17 protein-coding genes and 5 pseudogenes are annotated in these 22,950 nt (G+C 59.8%); 6 read left to right on the top strand and 16 right to left on the bottom strand.

What is annotated here, in order from left to right; all coding sequences use genetic code 11:
• The first annotated feature begins 15 nt into the window (after positions 1 to 15).
• Both istA and istB read left to right on the top strand, forming a co-directional pair.
• Positions 16 to 1,515: an IS21 family transposase gene (istA, locus tag RALTA_RS28235; RefSeq protein ID WP_012354405.1), complete on the top strand. Its 1,500-nt coding sequence runs from the start codon at positions 16 to 18 to the stop codon at positions 1,513 to 1,515.
• The gene (istB, locus tag RALTA_RS28230) at positions 1,512 to 2,348 is read left to right on the top strand and encodes an IS21-like element helper ATPase IstB (RefSeq protein ID WP_012354406.1); all 837 of its coding nucleotides are present in this window, start codon (positions 1,512 to 1,514) and stop codon (positions 2,346 to 2,348) included. The genes istA and istB overlap by 4 nt, the downstream gene beginning before the upstream one ends.
• 75 nt (positions 2,349 to 2,423) lie before the next feature.
• On the opposite strand, the pseudogene RALTA_RS28225 reads toward istB, so the two are convergent.
• The 8 genes and pseudogenes from RALTA_RS28225 to RALTA_RS28195 all read right to left on the bottom strand — a co-directional run.
• Positions 2,424 to 3,019, bottom strand: a pseudogene (locus RALTA_RS28225) (IS66 family transposase); the annotation flags it as partial.
• Positions 3,020 to 3,049: 30 nt separating this feature from the next.
• A complete protein-coding gene (gene tnpB, locus RALTA_RS28220; protein WP_012354753.1) occupies positions 3,050 to 3,397 on the bottom strand; it encodes an IS66 family insertion sequence element accessory protein TnpB in 348 nt (115 codons plus the stop codon).
• Complete coding sequence (gene tnpA / locus RALTA_RS29855; protein WP_081479552.1) at positions 3,394 to 3,804, bottom strand: IS66-like element accessory protein TnpA; 411 nt, start codon at positions 3,802 to 3,804, stop codon at positions 3,394 to 3,396. The genes tnpB and tnpA overlap by 4 nt, the downstream gene beginning before the upstream one ends.
• 219 nt (positions 3,805 to 4,023) lie before the next feature.
• Positions 4,024 to 4,503: a protein-export chaperone SecB gene (locus RALTA_RS29850; protein WP_157625308.1), complete on the bottom strand. Its 480-nt coding sequence runs from the start codon at positions 4,501 to 4,503 to the stop codon at positions 4,024 to 4,026.
• Between the two features lie 48 nt (positions 4,504 to 4,551).
• On the bottom strand, positions 4,552 to 5,310 hold the full coding sequence (locus RALTA_RS28215; RefSeq protein ID WP_012354751.1) for a type II toxin-antitoxin system MqsA family antitoxin: 759 nt from the start codon (positions 5,308 to 5,310) through the stop codon (positions 4,552 to 4,554).
• A gap of 856 nt (positions 5,311 to 6,166) precedes the next feature.
• Positions 6,167 to 7,127: pseudogene (locus RALTA_RS28205) on the bottom strand (IS5 family transposase).
• Positions 7,128 to 7,359: 232 nt separating this feature from the next.
• Entirely contained in the window at positions 7,360 to 8,322 is a 963-nt protein-coding gene (locus RALTA_RS28200; protein ID WP_012354594.1) for an IS5 family transposase, read from the bottom strand.
• 186 nt (positions 8,323 to 8,508) lie between these two features.
• The gene (locus RALTA_RS28195) at positions 8,509 to 9,609 is read right to left on the bottom strand and encodes an IS5 family transposase (RefSeq protein WP_012354747.1); all 1,101 of its coding nucleotides are present in this window, start codon (positions 9,607 to 9,609) and stop codon (positions 8,509 to 8,511) included.
• Positions 9,610 to 10,496: 887 nt separating this feature from the next.
• Between RALTA_RS28195 and RALTA_RS28190 the strand changes: the two genes are divergently transcribed.
• Positions 10,497 to 11,324 (top strand): sterol desaturase family protein, encoded by an 828-nt coding sequence (locus RALTA_RS28190; protein WP_012354745.1) that lies wholly within the window; start codon positions 10,497 to 10,499, stop codon positions 11,322 to 11,324.
• A gap of 73 nt (positions 11,325 to 11,397) precedes the next feature.
• On the opposite strand, the pseudogene RALTA_RS29840 reads toward RALTA_RS28190, so the two are convergent.
• The 8 genes and pseudogenes from RALTA_RS29840 to RALTA_RS29835 form a co-directional block, all read right to left on the bottom strand.
• Positions 11,398 to 11,821 (bottom strand): annotated as a pseudogene (locus RALTA_RS29840) (IS481 family transposase); the annotation flags it as partial.
• Between the two features lie 1,438 nt (positions 11,822 to 13,259).
• Positions 13,260 to 14,498: an IS4 family transposase gene (locus tag RALTA_RS28185; protein WP_012354743.1), complete on the bottom strand. Its 1,239-nt coding sequence runs from the start codon at positions 14,496 to 14,498 to the stop codon at positions 13,260 to 13,262.
• Positions 14,499 to 15,054: 556 nt separating this feature from the next.
• Complete coding sequence (locus tag RALTA_RS28180) at positions 15,055 to 16,053, bottom strand: aromatic/alkene monooxygenase hydroxylase subunit beta (protein WP_012354742.1); 999 nt, start codon at positions 16,051 to 16,053, stop codon at positions 15,055 to 15,057.
• Between the two features lie 12 nt (positions 16,054 to 16,065).
• Positions 16,066 to 16,383: an MmoB/DmpM family protein gene (locus tag RALTA_RS28175; RefSeq protein ID WP_012354741.1), complete on the bottom strand. Its 318-nt coding sequence runs from the start codon at positions 16,381 to 16,383 to the stop codon at positions 16,066 to 16,068.
• A 19-nt stretch (positions 16,384 to 16,402) separates the two neighbouring features.
• Positions 16,403 to 16,753, bottom strand: a complete 351-nt coding sequence (locus RALTA_RS28170) for a Rieske 2Fe-2S domain-containing protein (RefSeq protein WP_018003718.1) — start codon at positions 16,751 to 16,753, stop codon at positions 16,403 to 16,405.
• Positions 16,746 to 17,006 carry a toluene-4-monooxygenase system B family protein gene (locus RALTA_RS28165; RefSeq protein WP_012354739.1) on the bottom strand — a complete coding sequence of 87 codons (261 nt, stop codon included), beginning with the start codon at positions 17,004 to 17,006 and terminating at the stop codon, positions 16,746 to 16,748. Before RALTA_RS28165 ends, RALTA_RS28170 begins: the two co-directional genes overlap by 8 nt.
• A gap of 24 nt (positions 17,007 to 17,030) precedes the next feature.
• On the bottom strand, positions 17,031 to 18,536 hold the full coding sequence (locus RALTA_RS28160; protein ID WP_012354738.1) for a ferritin family protein: 1,506 nt from the start codon (positions 18,534 to 18,536) through the stop codon (positions 17,031 to 17,033).
• Positions 18,537 to 18,868: 332 nt separating this feature from the next.
• Positions 18,869 to 19,638 (bottom strand): IS5 family transposase gene (locus RALTA_RS29835; protein WP_232348031.1). Its coding sequence is split into 2 segments (ribosomal slippage): positions 18,869 to 19,308 and positions 19,308 to 19,638, totalling 771 coding nucleotides; the frame shifts between segments, so codons are not numbered across the junction.
• A gap of 93 nt (positions 19,639 to 19,731) precedes the next feature.
• On the opposite strand from RALTA_RS29835, the gene RALTA_RS28150 reads away from it, so the two are divergent.
• The 3 genes and pseudogenes from RALTA_RS28150 to RALTA_RS29830 all read left to right on the top strand — a co-directional run.
• Positions 19,732 to 21,102, top strand: a complete 1,371-nt coding sequence (locus RALTA_RS28150; protein WP_012354735.1) for an ISNCY family transposase — start codon at positions 19,732 to 19,734, stop codon at positions 21,100 to 21,102.
• A 268-nt stretch (positions 21,103 to 21,370) separates the two neighbouring features.
• Positions 21,371 to 21,793: pseudogene (locus RALTA_RS28145) on the top strand (helix-turn-helix domain-containing protein); the annotation flags it as partial.
• A pseudogene (locus tag RALTA_RS29830) lies at positions 21,775 to 22,206 on the top strand (transposase); the annotation flags it as partial. The pseudogenes RALTA_RS28145 and RALTA_RS29830, both read left to right, overlap by 19 nt.
• Positions 22,207 to 22,950 lie beyond the last annotated feature (744 nt).

Below are 22,950 nucleotides of genomic sequence, written 5' to 3'. Positions count from 1 at the left end.
ATAAGCGGTCAGTCCATGTCTGGAACCCGTATTACCGACCAACAGGTTAGCCTCTACATGTCCAAACGCAAACAGCATACCCAGGAGATTGCCGCTGCCAAGGCCGGCATCAGTGTGCGCAGTGCCCGGCGTATCGAACGTGATAGCCAACTGCCTTCGCAGAAGCCCCGCCGTTACTGGCGCTCGCGGCCCGATCCATTCGTCGAGGTCTGGGACACCGAGGTCGTGCCGATGCTTGCTAGCGAGCCGCGCCTGCAAGCCATCACCATTCTGCGCAAGCTCCAGGACGACCATCCCGACCAATACCCTGACAGCATGCGCCGCACGCTCGAACGGCGCATCAGCAAGTGGCGGGCTGTGTCTGGACCGGCCAAAGAAGTCTTCTTCCCACAGGAACACGCGCCGGGGATCCGGGCACTGTCGGACTTCACCGATATGCAGGCGCTGGGCATCACCATCTCCGGCGTTCCATTCCCTCACCGCCTGTATCACTTCGTGTTCGCGTTCTCGCGCTGGGAGTACGCCCAAGTGGTTGAAGGCGGAGAGAGCTTCGAGGCGCTGTCCTCGGGCTTGCAGAACGCGCTCTGGCAGGCCGGCGGCTGCCCGCGAGAACATCGCACCGACAGCCTCTCGGCGGCGTTCAAGAACCTGAAGGAGCAGGAGGACTTCACAACGCGCTACGAAGCCCTGCTGGACCACTATGGGATGACCGGCACCCGTAACAACCGCGGCCTGGGCCACGAGAACGGCAGTGTGGAATCATCCCACCGCTATCTGAAGGAGGCTGTCGACCAGGCACTGATGCTGCGCGGCCACCGGGACTTCGAGGATCGAGCCGCCTATGAGGCGCTCCTGCGCGAGGTCGTGATGCGTCGTAACCGGCGTCATGCAGCGGCGTTCCGTCTCGAGCGCGAGCAGTTGACGGACCTGCCTCCCCGGCGCACGACGGACTTTGCCGAAGAGGAAGCGCGTGTCACCCGTTGCAGCACATTCACCGTGCGCGGCATCCTCTACAGCGCGCCGTCCCGCCTGATTGGTCACCGTCTGAAGGTGCGTGTGTACGGCGACCGACTGGACTGCTACCTGTCCGGAGCCATGGTGTTCAGCACTCCTCGGGGCTCCCACGCCGCGCACAGCACCCGCCGCGCTATCGACTATCGGCACTTCATTGAGGGGCTCAAACGTAAGCCGCAGGCCTTCAAGGGCCTGGCGTTCCGGGACGATCTGTTCCCTCGGGAGGCCTATCGGCGAACCTGGGAGCAGCTTGATGCCCGGCTGTCGCAACGCGACGCGTGCAAGACGATGGTTGGCCTGCTTGAGCTGGCGGCCATGGACGGTATCGAAGCCGTGCTGGCCGTGCGCCTGGAAGCCATGTTGGGCGATGGTGATCTGCCGGATCTGGAAGCGCTGCGCGAGGAGTTCTCGCCGCGGCAAGCCGATCACCCCGTCATCCATGTCCAGATGCCGGCGACCAGTTGCTACGACGCCCTGCTGGGCCAGGGGGTCGCAGCATGAACGCGCCGCTCCCAATTGATGCCGCCCGCCTGACGTTGATGCTCAACGAACTGCGCCTGCCCACCATTGGCCGGCTCTGGCCAGAGTTCGCACAGCGCGCCGACAAGGAAAGCTGGCAGGCAACCCGGCTGCTTGGCGCCTTGCTCGAACACGAACTGGCCGAACGGGCCAAGCGGCGTATCGAACGACACCGAACCGAATCCCGCCTGGATCCAACCAAGACGCTGGCTGCCTTCGACTTCAGTGCTGTGCCCATGGTCTCCAAGGCGCACGTGATGGCACTGGCGAGCGGTGATTCCTGGCTGGAGAAAGGTGCCAATGTGTTGATCTTCGGCCCGCCGGGCGGTGGGAAGAGCCACCTCGGATCGGCCATCGGGCATGCCCTGATCGACGCTGGGTACAGGGTACTGTTCACGCGTACCAGCGAGATCGTCCAGAAGCTGCAGGCAGCCAGGCAGAGCCTGCAGTTACCTGCAGCCCTGGCCAAGCTCGACCGCTTTGACCTGATCATCCTGGACGACCTGTCGTACGCCCGCAAGGACCAGGCCGAAACCAGTGTCCTATTCGAACTGATCGCCGAGCGCTATGAGCGGCGCAGTCTGCTGATCACGGCCAACCAGCCGTTCTCAGGCTGGGACAACGTGTTCCCTGACCCCGGCATGACCATCGCCGCGATTGACCGACTCGTCCACCATTCGACGATCTTTGAAATGAACGTCGAAAGCTACCGTCGGCGCACCGCAAGCGACAAGCAGTCTGCTCGCCGACGACAATCATCCAGCGACAACGACAATCACCGCGACATCGATAACGGAGCGACAACCATGACCTAACACTCACCGACAATCATCCCGGCCAACCGGCCAAAATGATTGTCGCTGGACCGGCCGTCCTGCTTGACGCTATCTAAGCGGTTGATGATCAGCGTATTTGGCAACCAGTATGTGAGCGTGCAGTCCCGCCGTGGCAATGCCGCGCTCATCGGCCGGCTTGGCGCCGCAGCCTGGACGATGCAATCACAACAGGCGCAGGCCTTCTTGCGCCGCACCTGCCGAATCACCCTGAATGAATTGCTGATGATATCGAGTTGCTCCGAGATGTCCTCGCCCAGCGGCTTGAGCTTACCGCCGCACTCTGGACAGGCTTCGGTCTCGGGCTCGAGAATGCGCTCCTCCCGCTCCAGGTGCTCCGGCAACGGCTTGCGTACCGCTTTCTTCCGGACAGAAGGGGTTGCCTGCGGATCGACTTCGGTTTCAGCCGCACCTTCCTCGGCCAGCAGATCTTCCAGTCGGGTCTCAAGCTGTTCAATCTGTCGATCCAGCTTCTCGGACTTCTGGCCAAACTGCATCCGCCTCAGCTTTGAGATCTGCAGATTTAGCTGCTCGATCTCCATGGAGCGGACCGCCAAGGCCCGTTCCATGAGTACGATCGATTCCCGCTGTGCCAACACCAAGGCCTTCAGGGCCTCAATGTCGTCGGGGAGATCGCTGGGGTCGATTGGCATGCGCGGCAGTTTACGCACATGCCGCAAGGTTTACAACACCGACTGTGGCGGCCAGGTGCGCTCGGGCTGCTTCCAGTTAATCCCCTCCAGCAGCATCGACAACTGCGCTTGCGTCAGGTGGATCTTGCCGCTGTCGGCCTTCGGCCAGACGAAACGTCCACGCTCCAGGCGCTTCGAGAGCAAGCAAAGTCCATCGCCCGTTGACCACAACACCTTGATGACGTTGCCGCGCCTGCCGCGGAAGACGAAGACATGGCCGGAGAATGGGCTCTCTTGCAGAGTCGCCTCCACCTTCGCGGCGAGCCCGTTGAATCCACAGCGCATGTCGGTCACGCCTGCAGCGATCCAGATGCGTGTTCCCGCCGGCAACCCGATCATGGCGTCAAACGGTCCAGTACCGTACGCAACGTGCTCGCGTCGACTGCCCCTTCGATGCGAATCACCGCTCGGCCCAGGCGGATCTCGATGGCGCCGTGCGGCGGCGTCGGCTCGCAAACCGCAGCGCCCGGACTCATTGGCATCGGACCGGGTGGCGAGCTTGGGCGTTCAACCGTCACCGGCAACAACACCGCAGCTTCCTGGCACTGCTCCGTTCGATAGCGTCGGCGCCAAGTGAACAGCATGTTCGCGTTGATGCCATGCTCGCGCGCCAATTTCGATACCGAGACACCCGGCTCACACGCAGCGGCTGCCAATCGCCGCTTGAATTCCTCGTTGTAGTTCGGCCGGCCTTTGCGACCGCCGGCAACTGGTACTTCCTGTAACTGTGACAAAGTAGTTCCCATCACTATTTGGTGGGAACTACTTTGGCGCCACTCTACTGAACGGTACAGACGGTGCTTGCGACTCGCTTACTCATAAGCTGAGTGGTCTCGCAATTTACCGAGGAAAGACTTGCGCATGGAGAACCGCGGATCAACTCAGACCATCGGGCATTAGCACCAGAAATGCAAACGGCCCGCATAATTGCGGGCCGCTTTGTCAAGACATGATGCAAAGTTACATCACTCTGGATCGGCAGATGGTTGAGTTGCACCGCTCTTTTCTTCTGCAGCGCGCCGCTTCGCCTCTGCCGCAGCGCGAGCCGCTGGGCCATCCTCTCGAAAATTCAGCGATGGCAATCGTAGCTCACCGTACCAACACCGACTTGTAACGGTTGCGATTTGCTCTCTGATCGCACCATAGAGCAAAGACGCACCATTCACAACAGCGATTTCGAGACGTTCCGCCGCGTCAGGGAACCCATTTGGTATCGAAAAATATCCCACACATTCGACATCAATCTTGTAAGGAACTTCTTTCTCCGGGCCGTCACTGACTTGAATCCCTAACGCAACCATATAGTCGCGGACCTCCCCGCCTTCTAGCTTATCAGCTTCGGCATGGGTAAGGGAACAATGAATATTTGCTCCCCAGGTATCAATTGGCGCGGGGTTCTCTACTGGATCCAGCGTCTCAGGCTCATTTCTGGGATAGACGCTCACGTGCAAGAATCTAAGCGAATTGAGCTTTAATGGACTCGGTCTCATACCTTAGGCTGCTTCTAACTTATAGCTCTGCATGCTCTTCAGTGCCGCAGGCAAGTTCGAAGCTGGAGCGTCATAATCGAGCGACATTTCGTAGGCTGCATTCTTGCGCTGAACAAAGCGGGCCATACTATGCACTGTCCCGCCTGTCTGCACATCAACTGCAAGTTCATCCTCTTCGCTGCTCTCGGATACAAAGACCTTCGAGTAACAGGAAATGGGAGAATCTAACAGCGTATGTTTGAGGACCGCGTGAACCACACATCGTGCGTCCTTTAACACTCCATCCGCTTCCAGGATGGTAGAGATTCGGGACACTTCCTTGGAACAGATCGCCGTCGCAACCTCTTCCTCACCTGCCGCATGAGCAAGCCATGCCAATGCAGTCGGGACCTGTGCAGCTACGCGGATGAGTTTGTCCATTGATGCGGATTGGGTCACATCATCCGCTTCGTACTTCGAAAAGGCGACCGGCCCACCACCGAATATTTTTACTGCCTGTACCTTCTTCAGGCCTGCGCCGACACGGATGGCATGAACCTCTTGCCCGGTCAGAAGACACTCTAGCTTTTTACGAAGCTCCACTACCGCGCGCTTGTTCTGACGCATGTCAGACGCTGACGCGTAGTCACTGCCACACTCCTCACAGTGCGACATGACAAATGGCACAGAGAACGTTGCGCCCTTGTGCTCGATCTCATTTTGTCCATACACGGACGCGACATGGCCTTCCCCGCACACATCGCAGAGAACATGCGTAGTCATTTGGATCTCCCGTTACTGATGCATTGATACGAGTAGGATCAGCTTGCCAGTACGATTGATGGCTAGCTTGACGTAGTACTCCTGAGTGATGTCTTTGTAGGCGTACTCATTCCATTCCTGGCGAATCAGTACATAGACATCACATGCCGCCCAAGGGCCGCCCGGCTGCTTCTCGCACCATTCAGAGCCCTTGAAAGTGCCCGACCGAACAGCGTCCTTCACCAGAGTGGCTAGCTCTCTTGCGTCCAGCTCATACTTCTGGACGTCCCTAGCGCACTTTTCGGTGAATGGAATGACTGGCGCATAGTTCTCGCCATCCGCCCCAACCTCGAGCAGCGCGATGAGTGCCGCAGGATCGTAAAGAGGCCCATCTGCCTTCCCCTGAATTTTACGACTGCCTCCACCTACATCTGAGGGACTCGCTCCGGCGTATTGGCTTACGTTCTTTCGATTATTTACCACCGTGGTAAGTTCCGCAAGAGATTTCTAGCCATCCATGGCTACTGTTCGTTGGGTTAGTCACAGAAAAAGCGCCGCATAAGCCACTAATACTACGCTTTTGGCCGATTGAGCGCCGATGTTACCAAAGCCTCTCCCCAGAGTCGTTACCCCGCAAGTGCGGCACGGCAGCTGCAACGAGAGCGCGCCGAGCGTTGTAAATCGGAAACACTTTGAAGAAGCCGCAGAGTCTCCTAGGAATGCTCTGCACAAACGGGAATCGAGTGTGCTTGGCCGTTTAACAGGAAGCTGAATGCGCCACGACTCCAACCTATCAGCCCGGAGCGAAGGTTTCTGGCACGCGCGCAGCAGCATTCGCGGGCTGTGCGCGAGGCATCGGCGTGAGTCAGAAACGCGCTCATGCCCAAGCAGCCAGCAGTTTGCCGTGCGCCATCCACAGGTTTGACAGCACGAACAAGGTTATGGGTTGCGCGGTGTTCTTCCTCAGCCCTCGATAGCGGACCTTGGTGTAGCCGAACTGCCGCTTGGTGACCCGGAACGGATGCTCGACCTTTGCCCGGATGCCCGCCTTGATTCGCTCGACCTGATCGACGAGCGCGCCAAGCGGTTTGCTTTGGTCCAGAACGCGACGTTTGCCTGGCTTCTTCGCCACGTGCCAGTTCACGCCTGCTCGCGCGTCCGGACGCTTCTCCACGCCCTGATAGCCCGCATCGCCAAACGCGTCAGTTTCCTCGCCATGCAGCAGACTGTTGGCCTCAACCACGTCGTTGACGTTGCCCGCCGTGCCCCGCACCGTGTGCGCCAGCCCGCTTTCGGCGTCCACGCCAATGTGCCCTTCCATGCTGAAATACCACTGGTTTCCTTTCTTGCTCTGGTGCATCTCCGGGTCGCGTTCGCCCGACACCGACGCATTCTTGGTCGAGCCCGGTGCGCTGATCAGTGTCGCGTCTACCACCGTGCCCGCGCGCAGCATCAATCCCTTGTCGCGAAGGATGTCGTTGACCAGCGCAAGAATCTGAGCGGGTGCTTCTCTCGCAGATGACGGAACCCCAGGATGGTGCTCTCATCGGGGCAGCCTCACCGTCCAGTTATCCAACCCGGCGAACTCCCGATACAGCGGAACGTCGTGCAGCGCTTCTTCCATCGCCGGGTCCGACAGGCCGAACCATTGCTGAAGGAAGTGGATGCGCAGCATCGCCTCGACCGCGAACGGGGGACGGCCGCGCTTGCCTTCTCGGGCGTACGGAGCGATCAGCATCACCAGATCAGCCCACGGCACCACCCGGTTCATCTCGTCCAGGAATTCGCGCTTGCGGTTGCGCTTGGTCGACAAGTTCAGCAAGGTCAGTTTGTTTCATGCGCCACATGCTCGCTGGCTCGACGATTCATTGCAAGCACATCCGCTGGCTAATTGTGCAGAGAATCCCTAGGGATACTCTGCACAAACGCGAATCGAGTGTGCTTGGCCGTTTAACAGGAAGCTGAATGCGCCACGACGCCAACCTATCAGCTCGGAGCGAAGCTATCTCGCACGCGCGAAGCAGCATTCGCGGGCTGCGCGCGAGGCATCGGCGTGAGCCAGAAACGCGCTCATGCCCCGGCAGCCAGCAGTTTGCCGCGCGCCATCCACAAGTTGGACAGTGCGAACAAGGTCATGAGTTGCGCGGTGTTCTTCCTCAGCCCTCGATAGCGGACCTTGGTGTAGCCGAACTGCCGCTTGATGACCCGGAACGGATGCTCGACCTTGGCCCGGATGCCCGCCTTGATTCGCTCGACCTGATCGACGAGCGCGCCAAGTGGTTTGCTTTGGTCCAGGACGCGACGTTTGCCTGGCTTCATCGCTACGTGCCAGTTCACGCCCGCCCGCGCGTCCGGACGCTTCTCCACGCCCTGATAGCCCGCATCGCCGAACGCGTCGGTTTCCTCTCCATGCAGCAGGCTGTTGCCCTCAACCACGTCGTTGACCTTGCCCGCCGTGCCCCGCACCGTGTGCACCAGCCCGCTTTCGGCGTCCACGCCAATGTGCGCTTTCATGCCGAAATACCACTGGTTTCCTTTCTTGCTCTGGTGCATCTCTGGGTCGCGTTCGCCCGACCCATTCTTGGTCGAACTCGGTGCGCTGATCAGTGTCGCGTCCACCACCGTGCCCGCGCGCAGCATCAATCCCTTGTCGCGAAGGATGTCGTTGACCAGCGCGAGGATCTGAGCGGCCAGCTTGTGCTTCTCCAGCAGGTGACGGAACCGCAGGATGGTGCTCTCGTCGGGCAGCCTCACCGTCCAGTTGTCCAGCCCGGCGAACTCCCGATACAGCGGCACGTCGTGCAGCGCTTCTTCCATCGCCGGGTCCGACAGGCCGAACCATTGCTGAAGGAAGTGGATGCGCAGCATTGCCTCGACCGCGAACGGGGGACGGCCGCGCTTGCCTTCCGGGGCGTACGGAGCGATCAGCATCACCAGATCGGCCCATGGCACCACACGGTTCATCTCGTCCAGGAATTCGCGCTTGCGGGTGCGCTTGGTCGACAAGTTCAGTCCAAGGTCAGTTTGTTTCATGCGCCACATGCTCGCTGGCTCGACGATTCATTGCAAGCACATCCGCCGGCTAATTGTGCAGAGCATCCCTAGCGATGAGTTTTTCCCCGCAAGGCTGGGAGCGCTGTTTTTCACAATCCGGAAGCCGGACGTCACTGCCTCGGCTTTTTCCGCGTTTTGGCGCCCATTCCGGCCTCATTAGCGCGATTACTGCAACTGCGGACGGATTTGTCCCAGCGAGCGCATGCGCACGAGGTGGTAGGCGGCCATGCTCAGCACAAACATCTGATCGACTTTCTTCAGACCGCGCACCATCACCTGACGCATGCGCCCCACGGTCTTGACCCACCCGAAGCCCTGTTCGATCAGCTTGCGCTTTTGTTGCGAGACGGCATAACCGGCGCTGGAAGCAATGGCATCAGCAACGGCCGAGCGACGACCCGATGTGTTCTGCGCCACGTGGGGCGTCACCTTCATTTCCAGGCAGGCCTCAATGAACTCGTGCGCGTCATAGCCCTTGTCCGCGCCCACGGTGACTTCCACATTCAGGTCTTCAATCACCTGCCTGGCATCGTTAAGCATGACCTTTGCGGCCTCCCGCTCGGCGTGTCCGTCCGCCTTGGTCACCATGGCGCTAACCACCAGGCCATGGCGGTTGTCGCTCAGGGTATGACCCATGTAGCGCAGCTCACTGGATGTCTTGCCCTTGCGGTAGAGCTTGGCATCGGGATCGGTCTTGGATTCGTGTGTCTCGTTGCTGCGCTTGCGACCTTTGAAGTTGCCGCCGGCGTCATCGTCTTGGTCGTCGCCATCCTTGCGCACGAAGCTCTTGTGGCCTGCCCACGCCTGTATCAGCGTGCCGTCCACGCTGAAGTGCTCACCCGACAGCCAGTTCTTCTTCTGCGCGATGGCCAGCACCTCGTTGAAAAACTGGATCACCGCATCATGCTTGATCAGTCGCTCGCGGTTCTTGGTGAAGACCGTGGGCACCCAAACTGAGTCGTCCATCGACAGCCCGATGAACCAGCGAAACAGCAGGCTGTATTGCGTCTGCTCCATGAGCTGGCGCTCAGAGCGAATGCTGTAGAGCACCTGCAGCAGCATGGCCCGCAGCAACTTCTCCGGCGCGATACTGGGGCGGCCACCCTTGATATCGGCCTCGTACATCTGCGCGAACAGCCGGTCCATCTTCACCAGCGCCTGGTTGGCCATAGTCCGGATCGAGCGCAGCGGATGGGACTGCGGCACGAAATCCTCCAGCCTCCGCATAGTGAACAAGCTTTCCGTGAAGGTATCTGCGCCGCGCATGAATGTGGGATTGGATGGGATCCTCAAAGCAACGCTTCAGCCAATCGTCGCGCTGACGTCCGCTGGAGGTATTTCAGCGGCCTGTTAGTTCCCAAGCTAAACGCTCCATGCCGGCCTGGAACCGTGTCCGGTCGGAGATATCCTCAACTACCCGTTCTCGCACACTGAGGCCGAAAATTCGAGGTCTTGCATTTCGGCTTTGAGTTTTAAAGATATCGAACTTCAACGCGCTGAATCAATGCAAGCAATGCGATCGCGAGAACGATCCTGTCGCACATGGTCCCGACCAAGGCGTTCTTCTTCGCGGTCAATCTGTCAGGTGGCGTAACGGTATTCAAGGCCGGCATCGGCGTGTGCGGCCTGGGCGGGCTCGTCTCCAAACTTGAACGCCCATGCGCTCGACCAACACCGATGGCTAGTACGATGTGGCGCTGGCGGCCTTCAGCGACATCTGGATCCGGTCCAGCCAATCTACATTGGGTCTGTCGATACTGTCAGGATCGCCGCCACCTTTTCGACAATCCTCATCGAACAGCGGCCCTGCGTCATAACCCGTTTGCCGTTATGGCGGGATTTTCTGAGATTCCGGCGTAGACCAGAACTGCGGAGGTGTGAGAGTCATTTGGGATTCGAATGAGTCCCATCCAAACAATCGATTGCCAAACTTCGAGAAATGTCGACCTATCCGTGATAGATTCCAACGGTGGCAGATCTCTGTGTGAATACGCCATGGAATGTAACGTCAAGATTGCTTGGTTTTTGTGCGCGCGATCCGAGCGAAAATGGCTTGAGCGACATATCGCGTTTCCATTGGCCTAAAATCTCCACCAGAAAGCATACAGCCTCGTTGACGGAGTAGACAATTGCACCTTTTTGATGTAAATCAGATGGCCGGGTTTTTCGTAAACTCGTTCAAGTTCGTAGCGATATTCGCTACCGTCTGTGTCGCGCTCGAGCTGATGTTTCCGGCTTATCGATACAGTTTTGCGTCATATGTTCGCGGAGTACGAAATTGGATCATTCGCCTTGGGTTCGCTGCAGTTGTCTGGCACGTCTACGCTGTGGCTCTTGAATGGTTAGGGGTCAAGCCGCTCCTGACGGTGAATTTCGGGACGTTGTTTCACTCTGACAACGCAATTATTAGCGCGGGCTTCGGCGTTCTTTCAGGCGTTCTAGTCGCAATTGCCGCTGATTTCTTCCGCTACTGGATGCACCGTGCACAGCATGCTATTCCATTCCTGTGGCGCATGCACGCCACCCATCATTCTATCCGCGAACTGACGGCTTGGAATTGTGCTCATCACTTATCTGAGCCGCTTATTTATGCTTTTTTCGTCGCAATGCCGCTCGCTCTGATCCGCTTCGAATCTGGCGTCGTGCCAACTGTTGCCCTGACGCTGATTGCCTTTCAGGTCCACTTGTCTCACTCGAGCACGCGAATTCATCTTGGGCTGCTACGATACATCGTCGGGGATGGCAAGTTCCATCGTATTCACCATTCAATAGAAGCGCGTCACAGGGGCCGAAACTTCGGGACATTTACGACGCTCTGGGACACGATTTTCCGTACGGCGTACTGGCCGACAAAGGACGAGTGGCCGGAAGTTGGCCTCGCAAGCCAGTCTGAACCGATCACGGTGCGCGATTACCTTATGTTTCCTTTTGACCAAAGCCGCTGGCGCAAAGCGACGGTCGGAAGTGGCGTACGGAATTAAGGTTATCGATTAAGTGCGGTGCACACCTCATGACGGCTTGTCGCACTTGTGTTGCTGCCAATTGAATCGCGGAGTTGCCGGTCACGCGGTGGCTGGGCCGCTCAAATGCGACCGAGCTTGGTATTGATGTGCAGCAGGTCACCCGGAGCGGCCTGTTCAAAGCGCATGACGGGCTCGCGTGGCTGAAGACCCGCGAGCCTGGACAGGCTAGCGCGCGCGAGCACCGGCTACAGTGGGTTCGGAAACACCAACATTGCGGGCGATTTGCCGCTGGAGCATACGCCGTTGGCTCAACTCCACGATCAACAGGGCCTTGGACGGGTCCTCCACGGCGAGCGGCCCGGCCGGGACGAAGCGTCGGCACGCTACCGGCCAGACAACGGCCCAGCCACTTGAGCCGTCGGTGCTGTAACGCAATGGCTAAGCGGTTGCTTCGGGACACTCAGACCATGTTCGGTGATGTCTTGGATCTCGGGTCGGCGGGCGAAGGTTGGCATTCTTATGGGTTTTCATCCGGCTGAGCTCTTGGAAGTCTGGGTGTTTGGCGACTTCCGGTTTTCCAGACTCAGTTCAGATGAGCCACGATACAACGCATTACAGCTTCACATCCAGTGCGGGGTGAGCTTCAACACCGAGTGGGTGCGGAACTGGTGTGACTGGTTTGGCGCGCAGTTTCCCCGTCGGGCGAACGCCGGACGCGTCGCACCGGGCTCCGCTTGGCACCTCGATGAACGTATGTCAGGGAGGAACTCAGATCCGCTCTTCCCGCAGAACTCGGCCCTGGTGAAAGGCTTCAGAAGAATTCTGCACCGACACGGTCGCAAGCTACAACTCCATTTATAAAGACGCCATGTTCAGGGGTTGGATGTCTTGCCCATGCTAGACGAAAGATCCACTATCTCTCCTGGCACGCAGGAACGACGCTGACATCCGCGAGAAGCGCCCTACGAGCGAAAGCGTGTCCGACAGGAACGGGCGTAAGCCTTCGAGGTCTGGCTACGCTCGGCGCTGAGCAAGGTATCGTCCAAAAGCGATACCACGAAGCCGATGGGCTGCGCATTAAGTCAGTCGACAACGGACGTAGCAGCGAACGCGGCGCCGCCGTCTATTCGGCGGTGGCTCTAGCCAACCTGAATGATCTCGATTCGGAGGCTTACCTGCGGCGTATTTGCTCGCCTCCCACTTCACCCGCGTCGCCGAACTAACGCCATGGGGCAAGGTTGTACAGATCCGCTCGGACGCCGCTTGAAAGTAACCTTCCTGTCACGAACGGGTCGAGCGGTTGTCCTGGCCCATTGGAGCACTCGAGAGATTCAGGCCGTTGCCAATGAGCTGAATAGCAGACCTCGAAAAATCGCTTGGTTGGCGACACCCGCCAAAGCCGTAGATGAAAATCTGCAATCTGCCCAGTCTTCTGTACTTGCGACGACCGGTCTAAGCTGCCCGGTAGGTGAGCGATGAATATTAAGCCATGCACAGGTAGCATCAGGAGATTTTCAGCATCAGCCGAAAGGGAAATTGTTGGGGCAATGCGGTGATGAGGCGGCTCTTCCTGAACTTCAATATCGAGCATGTGTGGGAGTCAATAGGCTGATCACGACGAGGGTCGACGCGGCATGATTTAGTAGGTCGCTTCAAAGCTCGCAGAGCAAGCTAGCCGATCGAACGGGGATTCGACCACGCCAATAACTGACGTTGTAGGACTATTCGCTTTCAGGCTGTAGAGGCGGCGCAATGTTGGGTAGGCAGTGGGAATCGAAAATACTTGACATGCTTCGTGTGAGGCGGGTGCTGCATCGATAATGAGCGAAATATCCCTGACGTTGACCTTATGTCGCCGGAGCGCGTCAATAATATAGCGATTACTCAATTCTTCAACGATCCCATCCGACATCCCGGGGGGGAGAAATCAATCCACCCAAGTTACTGTAAGCATCAACAAGCCTTATAGGCAGCATGATGAGGCTTCTGGCGAGGCGGACGGGGCTTGGCGCGATCCGGTCGCACGCGATGGATACGTGTTGCGATCAAGGCCAAGGTCTCATTCAGAGCAGCCCTGGCCCAGCGCAGGCCGAGCAGAACCGCAGGCAGGACAGGTTTGAGCGCGGTAATGGCGTAGGTACGGTTGATCCGATGGTCCGAGTCAATGTCATGTTCCTGCGCGGCGGTGAGGCAGCATAGGGCGTGCAGGTTGTCACATAGGATTTTGGCGCCGAAGTCCTGCCTGGCGGCCAACTGCGAGAGGCCGGACAGATGTTCGAGTGCCATGCGGTGTTTGAGGCGTTTGAACGCCTCCTCGAGGCGCCAGCGCTGGTGATAGAGATCGCGGAAGGTGGCAGCCGGATAGTGGTGCATGTCGAGCAGATTGGTGATGAGCACGCGCACCTTGCCGGCTGGCGAGATCTGCCGGATCAGCCGGACGGTCTGCGGAGTAGCCGCACACTCATAGTCGCGCGCGTCATTTCGGGCTGGAGCCGGGAGCGTGACGATGGCCTCGTCGCGACCGGAGCGGACGAAGTGCCGCACGGCAGCAAAGCCGCTACCGTCGGCGCGCATGCAGAAAGGGATTTTTCGTTGGTTGAGCACGGCCACCAGCCAGCGGGCGGGGTAGCCGCGATCGAGCAAGAGCAAGTCGTCGGATTGCAGGCGGTCCAGATGCTCGAACAGGATCTGGCGTTCGTTCTCGTGCACGCTGTGCAGTGAGGCGGCGAGCATGATCTCGGCCCCGGGCAGGTATAGGCCGAAGGCGAGTTGATCGCGAGTGGCGGCTCGAGGCAGATGGCTGTGGCGGATGGCGAAACGCAGGTGTGAGGCGTCCGCGGCGACTAGCCGAAAGCCATGCCAGCGCGGCAAATGGTCTGACACCTGCCGAAGCAGCCAGTCATTGAGGTGAGCAAAGACATCGCCGCTGAGTTTGCTGCGAGCCTGGGCGAAGGCTTGTTCACTGACGCAACGGCGCAAGATGTTCTGGCGCGCGAGCGCGGCGAAGAATTGATCGAGTTCGGCTTGTACGCCCATGCGCAAGTTGCCAAGCATGAAGGCGATCAGTGTCGGCAGAGTGAGCTTGCGCTGACGGGTGAATGCGGAGGGTCGTTCGGGATGGCGAGCAAGATCGTGAAAGACCTTGGTGTGCAGATATTCGGTAAGCGAAGCGAACAAATCGGTCAGGGGCATGAGAGCCAAGCGAAGATCGAGAAGCGATCCTCTATTGGCCGCCGCCCTGCTTGCGCTAAACAGCCAGCGCAAGCAGGGCGGCGGCCGCTCGAACCTCGTCACATGTCAAGCGTTCGCGGGGGCAAATCGCGATTCTATTGACGGCTAAACTTGGGTGGATTGGGTCCGCACCTGGTGCATCGGGAGCACCTGCGCGGTTTCGCTCAAGGAGGCCTGCAAATATAGAAGTCGTAACTGCCGAGCCGAGCTGTCAGCGTACGCTCGAAAACCCGTTGGACTCTTCCAGGCGCTCTGCGGTACGGACAGTACCACCGACAGCGCGCAAGGCGCTCGTCTTCGGCGAGTTTCTCCAGGACGTCGATAGGAGCGCCGGGCGCCATAGAAGAAGTGGACGCGCCTCGAACCGCCGCTGGCAGGTCATGCCGGCGCGCGGGGCTGCGCAGCAGAGTGTCTTCTTCCGCGTCTACGGTGAACGTCGCGCCGCCTTCGGATCGATCTGGCATTTCATAGGGCTCCAATGCTGGCTGTCGAGTCGCATCTCCCGACACTTCTTGCGTTACAGGCCCGCCAGGCCGATGATGTCCCAGAAATCGCGCACGGCCGCGCAGGCACGTGCCTTCGTGTTCGGCGCGTCGGGCAACGCCGCGCCGTAGGCCGCAATCGCATCGTCCGCGAGCCCCGCCCACCGGGAAATCGAGCCGGCCAGCACGTCACGATTGCCTGGGGTCTCCAGGGCCATGCGGACGAGCGCGCCGGCCCAGCGCCGGTGCCGCTGGGCGTCGGCAAGCTGCGCGTCAGTCAGCAAGCCGAGCAGGGTGTCGCCGTTGTGGCGCGCCGCCTCGCCAAGCCCGCGCAAGACCACTTCCTCCATCGCCGGCTTCAATACTAGACTGCAGGCGACGAAGGACTCTGCCCAGTCCCATGCAACGAGCGCGTGTTCGGCCAGCTTGCGCCAACCCTGCCAGGCCGGATCTTGCTCCCAGCATCTGCGCTCGTCGGTGCCAAAGCCCACGTCGCTGAAGATCTGAGACAGCTCTCGCGTTCGATACGCGGTGTGGGTGAGCCAACGCAGCGAGTCGGCGGTCTGGTAGGCGGCGCAGTTCGAGATCGTGGAGGCGGGGGCCATCTGCGTCACGTAGGCCGATCCCATTTGCAGTGTGTGGAACAGATAACGTGCCGGCGTGTACAGTCGCGCCAGCGTGCCGGCCCAGGAGTGCTCCAGCATGGAGTCGTGGCCGCGCTGGGAAAATTGGTCCAGCAGACCGGACACATAGGTTTCCTGACCGTCCTGCAGAATGTTGTAGGTGCGGTAGACGAGCTCGTCGGGGTCCCGAAAGGCGTTCCAGTCAGCGTGTTTCAGCGGCGAGGCGTTGCGGTGACGCTTGAACCACTGCGCCATCTCGAAATTCGGATCGAGTTCGAACGGCGCGTGGGGGTTGTCGGTCGTGTAGTGCAGATTCGTCGAGACGATCTCGTACTCGCTTGGTTTGCGCCGCCGCGCGGCCAGGTGGCTCCAGGTCTTTAGCGGCTTGAGGACGTCCGGTTGAGTAGTCATGCTCGTCTCCGGTTACAGCGTCTTTTTGTAATAGAAGAGGACGTAGTCGTCCGTGGTCTCGATGCGGCCCGCGAACGAGCTGAGGTTGACCTCCAGCTCGGACATCCTGAACGGGCGGCCCAGCGTATCCTCCAGCGTAGCTCGGCGCAGGATCAGTTCGCCGTCGGTGTCGATGCGCACGTATGCGAGCTTGTCGTCGACACGGATCTCCTTACCCGGATTGTCTTCCCGCGCGGCCTCGATGACGCCGGACGTGATGCTGCTGGCGCGAAGCACGGGGCCGACGCGGTTATTTCGGTACGCCTCGGCGGTGTTGTGATCCCTGCTCATGATCGATTCCTTTGCAATATCAGCAATTGGCGAACAGTGGTTCGACGCCTTCGACAGCGATAAGTATGTCGTCACCATCTACCCTGATGGCATACTCTGCGAGACGGGATCCACTGGGGTTGATGCCCCTGCCTGTGTTGGCGTCGAATGTCCACTGGTGGGCCCGGCACATCAGTACGCGCCCGTCGAAATTTCCCTCTACGAGCGGAATGTCCTGGTGCGGGCAGATGCCTTGGAATGCGCGTGGCGTGCCGCTTCGTGGGCGGACAAGTACGATGACGTGGCTGTCCACCACGACCTCGGCCATGTCGCCTTCCCACAGCTCGTCGAGTGTGGAGACTGTCTGGAAATTTTTGGTGTCCTTATGCATCGCAAAAAATGAATTCGAGTGACTCCATCGGCTTGATATCGGTGTCGCCGAGCCGGGCGTCGCGGGGATAGAAATGGTCGCTCCCCTGGCGCCGCACCCGCAAGACCTTGCCGGGCTGAGGCGCTACGCGACGGCCGACTGAATGGTGCGCGGCGGCCGCCGCTACCTCGTCCATCGAGTTCTCCGTATCGACGGCGACGAGCTGCAGCACGAAGTCGTATTGAAAATTCGAAATCACTGGAAACAGTGCCATGTCATTATCCATCTGATGGCCGCATCAGGCGGTCTTGTTCTGTTCGCGCTGGCGGCGGTATGCCGCCACCCATGCGCAATGGTGTGCGTCGTCGCCAATCTCGCCGGGGGCGAGGTTCATGTACAGGAGTGCCCCCCCCAGGTCGGGCGGCTGGATGTGCCCGGCGAGGAAACGGTCGACCAGGGTCAGGTGGTCGCGGTAACGCACGGGGTCCTGTTGGAAAACCCAACGGTCGATCTCGGAATTGAAGTGGTACGTGCGGCCGTTGTACTCGAGCGGATAATCCCTGACGTTCCAGCCACTGCCCGGCACCGCGCAGATTGGCAACTGGCTCATGTTGCACACAATGGGCAACGTCTCGGGGACGGTGAGCTCCTTCCTGCCCGCGAGCAGGTTGTCGATGATGACGTCCCAGGCCTTGCCAAACGTGTCATTCCAGCCGGAATACTTTTCTTCGAGCCAATCACGGCAGTCCGGCGTCATGCCGGCGGCCGGATTCCACCAGATGGTTGGCCTCCAGAACCAGATGCTCAGCTGGTAAGCATGGTGCTGGTAGTCGAACTCATTGATCATCTGGTCCCAGTACCAGGGCAGGTCGAGACCGAGGTCTATCAGGGTGCGCTCGAACTGGCCGACGATCCATTCCGTCACGAACGCCTTGAATGACTCCTTGCGATGCTGCAGCGGCGTAGCGTAGTCCATCGACGTGCCGGTCAGCAGGGAGAACAGGCGCCATGCGCGTGCAATGGCCACGTCCACGAGCTGCTGCGCCTGCTCCTTGCGCCCGTTGGCCAGCAGGATCTGCAGTGCCGGGCCGCCGATCTGCGCGTGCCGTGACTCGTCCGTCTGGATGCTTGAAATGAGGCTGGCGAACGTAAAGTCGCCGGCTTCCGCCGCATCGGCCGCCAGCCCGAGGAACTGCATGTTGGTGAAACCGGTTTCGAAGGCAAACGTAAGCATCACGGCGATCTCGATCGCGCTGCGCGACATGAATAGGTCGTCGAAGGTACTGCGGGCAGCGATCGCGGCCCATTCGTTGGTGTGATAGGCCTTGTGCGCCCAGTCAAACTGACGATCCTTTGGGCAGTAGTCGTGCGGAAAGTAGAGTTGCAATTGCCCGTGACGGTTCTCGTCAAGCATGCCAAACGTCGCCATGTTGCGCATCCCTGGCGCGCGGCCGAAGCGGGCCATTCGTGCCTCGGCGCTCATCGCTGCGTATTCGCCGAGCGCGATGGCGCCGTAATGTGCCTTCAGGATAGACAGCCAGCCGGGATCGGCGTTCTCGAACATGCGGCTGCGCTCCAGCGCGGCCTTCACGGAGTAGGCGCCAGCGTCCTTGTCGCGCTGAATGCGGACATATTCTGGATACGATGTCTTGTAGGGCTCGTCATAGGTTTCCCAGACTTCCATGGGCACGCCCTGTGCCCCTGCCATGACCTCCGGGAAAAGGTCGGACTCGGCGACGTACGTCGGCGTCCAGTTCGTTGTGCGGGCAATGTCGTACCACGCTGCGCGTTCCAAAAGCGCCATGGGATATTCTCCTTGGTGGATGTCATGTCCTTCTTGCTTTGCAGTCCCGGTTGCGAAAGGCCGCAGATCCGGAGCGCATTCCCTTGTGCAAATGTAATGCCAGCGGGCATGGCGATATAGTCATGCTGCACTGCAAAGCAGTGGGAGCGTAAGGAATGGCGGGTACTCCATTGGATTTCGAGGCCCGGATCTGGGCGTCGCAACAAGGTGCCAGTTCCTTGTGGATTTCCCTACGACACCTACGAAGGCATCAAAATCCACCACTGGGACAAGGGGAAAGACTCATTCGGCCCAACCATGGACGCCTACTGGAAATACCAGGTGCATCGAATTCAGCCGAACTTGAGGAGCGCTTCATGAATGTCAGCTCGACGTTCGAAGCGAATGCGAAGACGACGAAAGTTGTGAAGCCACGCTTGGGTACGTTCGACAACCCAGCGGAACTTGCCCAGACCACTACCGTGCTCAGTCCGGCGTTTGGCAAGCACCGGCTTGATGCCGCGCTCGCGAAGCCGCTGACGATGTGGCTCGGAGTCATAGCCTCGGTCTGCGTAGATGACTTTTGGCTTCTGAAGCGGTCGGCCGCGCACGCCGCGAATGGGCGGGATCGCGTCGACGAGCGGCAGCAATTGGGTGACGTCGTTGCGATTCGCCCCGGTCAGGATTGCGCTGATTGGGACGCCATTTGCATCGACGAGGATGTGGTGCTTGGAACCTGGTCGCGAGCGATCCGTGGGGTTCGGGCCAGTTTTTCGCCCGCCCCAACGGCTCGCACCGACGATGAATCGACGGCTACTCGTGAGAAATCGAGTTCGTGGGCCTCGCGAAGCTTCGCCAGCAATAGTTCGTGCAATCGCTTCCACACGCCAGCCTTCTGCCAGTCGCGCAAGCGCCTCCAGCAGGTCGGACCCGAACCGAATCCCAACTTGGTCGACAGGTCGCACCAGCGTATGCTGGTCTTGAACACGAACAAGATGCCGTTCAGCGCAGCTCGATCCGAAACCGGAAGGCGGCCTGGATATTTCTTGCGTCGCGGCTTCGGCGGCGGCAGCAAAGGTTCGATCAGTGCCCACAGCTCGTCATCGATGATCGGCGCGCTCATCCCCTCGGTTCCCATCGTTCAGATGGCCAAGGTTAACAGCTTGCCGAAAAGGTTAACAGCCCCCTCGGGGTCTTTTTGAAACGGTCTCTAAGCATGCGCGAGATTGACAGGCTCAAGACCGTCCAGGCGGTCATGGATGGTCAGTTGCGGCCTGGCGTGGCCGCCGAACGATTGGAGATCACTGACCGGCAGCTGCGGCGGTTACTGGAGCGCTACCGGCTGGAAGGCCCAGCCGGGCTGGTCTCGCGCAAGCGCGGCCGACCCAGCAACAACCGTCTGTCTGGCGAGCGCGAAGCCGCAGCGCTCGGCCTGATCCGGGAACACTATGCCGACTTCGGCCCGACCCTGGCGGCCGAGAAGCTGCGCGAAGCACACGGGCTCACTCTGGCGAAGGAAACGGTCCGGCGGCTGATGATGGTTGCCGGCCTGTGGGTACCGCGCAAACAGCGCCCGCTCAAGGTCTATCAGCCTCGTAATCGGCGCGCCTGCTATGGCGAACTGATTCAGATTGATGGCTGCGATCACCGCTGGTTTGAGGAACGCGCGCCTGCCTGCACGCTGCTCGTTTATGTCGACGACGCCACCAGCCGGATCATGGAGCTGCGCTTTACCCATTCGGAGGCCACGTTCACGTACTTCGCGGCGACCCGCGCCTACCTGGAGCGCCACGGCAAGCCGGTGGCGTTTTACAGTGACAAGGCCAGCGTTTTCCGGGTCAACAAGCAAGGAGCAACTAGCGGCGACGGCCATACGCAGTTTGCGCGGGCCTTGTTCGAACTGAACATCGAAGGCATCTGCGCCAACAGCAGCCAGGCAAAAGGCCGCGTGGAACGGACACACCTGACCTTGCAGGACCGGCTGGTCAAGGAGCTGCGCCTGCGTGGCATCAGCACCATGGAGGCGGCCAATGGCTTCATGGCGGAGTTCATCGCCGACTACAACGCGCGCTTTGCCAAGGTGCCGCGCAACAACCACAACGCCCATCGACCGCTGCGACCGGACGAGAATCTGGATCTGATCTTCGCGTGGCGCGAGCCACGCTGCGTGTCCAAGAGCCTGACGATCCAGTACGACAAGATGCTCTACCTGCTGGCGGACCCGCCGGAGCATCGCAAGCTGGCTGGCTGCTACATCGACGTCTATCACTACCCAGATGGCAGGATCGAGCCGCGGGCTAATGGCGCCGCCCTGCCCTACACCACCTATGACCGGCTGTCGGAAGTGGACCAGGGCGCGATCGTGGACAACAAGCGCCTGGGACATGTGCTGCAGTTGGCGCAATACGTGCAGGAGAAGCGCGATAACACGCGTTCGCTCTCTGTGCCTGGCACGGAGGGGGTTCCGCGCAAGCGTGGACGGCCGCCCGGCAAGAAATCGCAGCGGTCGCTCGGCCAGAACGATATGTTGGAAGCGTTGCAAAGGCTGCAGGAGCAGCCGTGGCCGCTTAACGGAACGGAAAACTGATTCAGCTTGCGCTGGCAGTTCAACAGGGCTCAGGCAGCACGGCTTGGACTCAGTCACGTCAGGACAGCACTACCGCCCTACGCTCACCCCAATAGCCGATCAACCGGACATTTCAACTTAGCCAGAGACCGGACATTTCAATTTAGCTTTGACAGCACGTGTTGGCCCCAAATAGTAATGTCGCATTTGAGCCAAATAGAAATGACGTACCCCCTTGCCCAGGCTGGCATGCTGGCGGCTTTCCGTCTGTCCGAGACTGGAGGCCGCGATGCGCAAGCCCGAGACCATCACGACGACGATGCGCGAACTCGATCGGCTCAAGGTGATTCAGGCCGTGGTCGACCATGGCCTGGCGGTCTGGCGCGCCGCCGAGAAGCTCGGCTTGTCGCGGCGCCAGGTGGAACGGCTGGTGCTGCGCTACCGCGAGGATGGTCCGAGTGGCCTGGGCTCGCGTAAGCGCGGCCGTGACAGCAACCGCCAGCTGCCGTCGGGGCTGGAGTCCCGCGTGCGCGGCCTGATTCGCGGCAGCTACGCCGACTTCGGCCCGACGCTCGCCGCCGAGAAGCTGCGCGAGCGCCATGGCATCGACCTGGCCACCGAGACGGTGCGCCGGATCATGATCGACGCTGGTTTCTGGGTCCCGCTCAAGTGCCTTGACGACCAGGTCAAGCGGAACTGTCGCAGCAGCTTAAGGAAGACGACAACGCTCTGCGCCTGCTTGCCATCCCGGGCATTGGAGCCATTACCGACAGCTTGTTGGCCGCTGAACTGGGGGATGCAAAGAATTCTCGCTCCGGGCGTGACATTGCCGCATCGATAAGGCTAGTGCCGCGGCAATACAGTACTGGCGGTCGCCCGGCTCTGCTCGGTATCAGTAAGCGAGGCGACAAAAGCATACGTTGCCTGCTGATTCAATGCGCATGCTCTGTAATGACACGTCTTCATCGACGAACGGATGGGCTTGGGGATTGGCTTCGGAAGATGCTCGTACGGCGCCATCCAAACGTCGTCGCGTGTGCCTTGGCCAATAAGCTTGCAAGCATAGCGTGGGCGTTGCTGTACCGCCGCAGTGATTACCAAATCCCCGTGGCCGCGGCGAGCTGAAGGTGGGCTGACCGCGCAGGATTATTTGTTAATTCAGGCTTTGCGACGTTGACATTGATGACCCAACGGCCCAGTGGCCCGGTGGACACCCTGACAAATTGTATAGCTACCACAAAGTGCGGACATTTTTAATACTACCGGGCGCGACTTTCATCGTGGAGCGGGAGAGCAATCTCCAAGCAGACTCTGGATAGATTTAGGCAAGCCACAGATCATCGACCTCAACCTTGCAAAGATCGGGCTGACCATAGATTTCAATTTAGCTTTGACAAATGGTGTTGGCCTTTCGCGGACATCATGCCGCCGCTCTCCGCAATCGTGACTGGGCGGACCCGGACGACCGTGACAGTTCCGGCAATATCCAGCCACAGCGCTTCGAAACCCCGACAGGTATTCGGCGAGGTCGGCTGGGCGGCGCAGCAAGCGAAGACGGCACAGCAAAGGAAAAGCAAAGACTTGGCGAGCCTCAACGTACACGAGGCTCGGCATCACCGCACAGAGATTGCTGGCGTCCTGGCTGGTAAACATCGGGACAGTAAAGCCGTTCCACATGGTGCCGTTCCAATACGCCCACACAAAGGCATGGTCTGGCAGCCAGCTGCCCCTCACGCGAATGCGACGCCATGTGCGTTTCGTACCGCTTTGTTTAAGGGATTCGATCATAGTGTGCTCCAAAGAGAGAAAGCGGTCTTTTGAGGCATCCCCTTATACGGAAGTAGGACCGTCTCCGCGGCGAGGCTTGGA

The organism is Cupriavidus taiwanensis LMG 19424 (assembly GCF_000069785.1).
GTDB classification, from domain to species: domain Bacteria; phylum Pseudomonadota; class Gammaproteobacteria; order Burkholderiales; family Burkholderiaceae; genus Cupriavidus; species Cupriavidus taiwanensis.
Note: the sequence above shows the minus strand (reverse complement) of the source record. Positions and strands in the feature narration are given on the sequence as shown.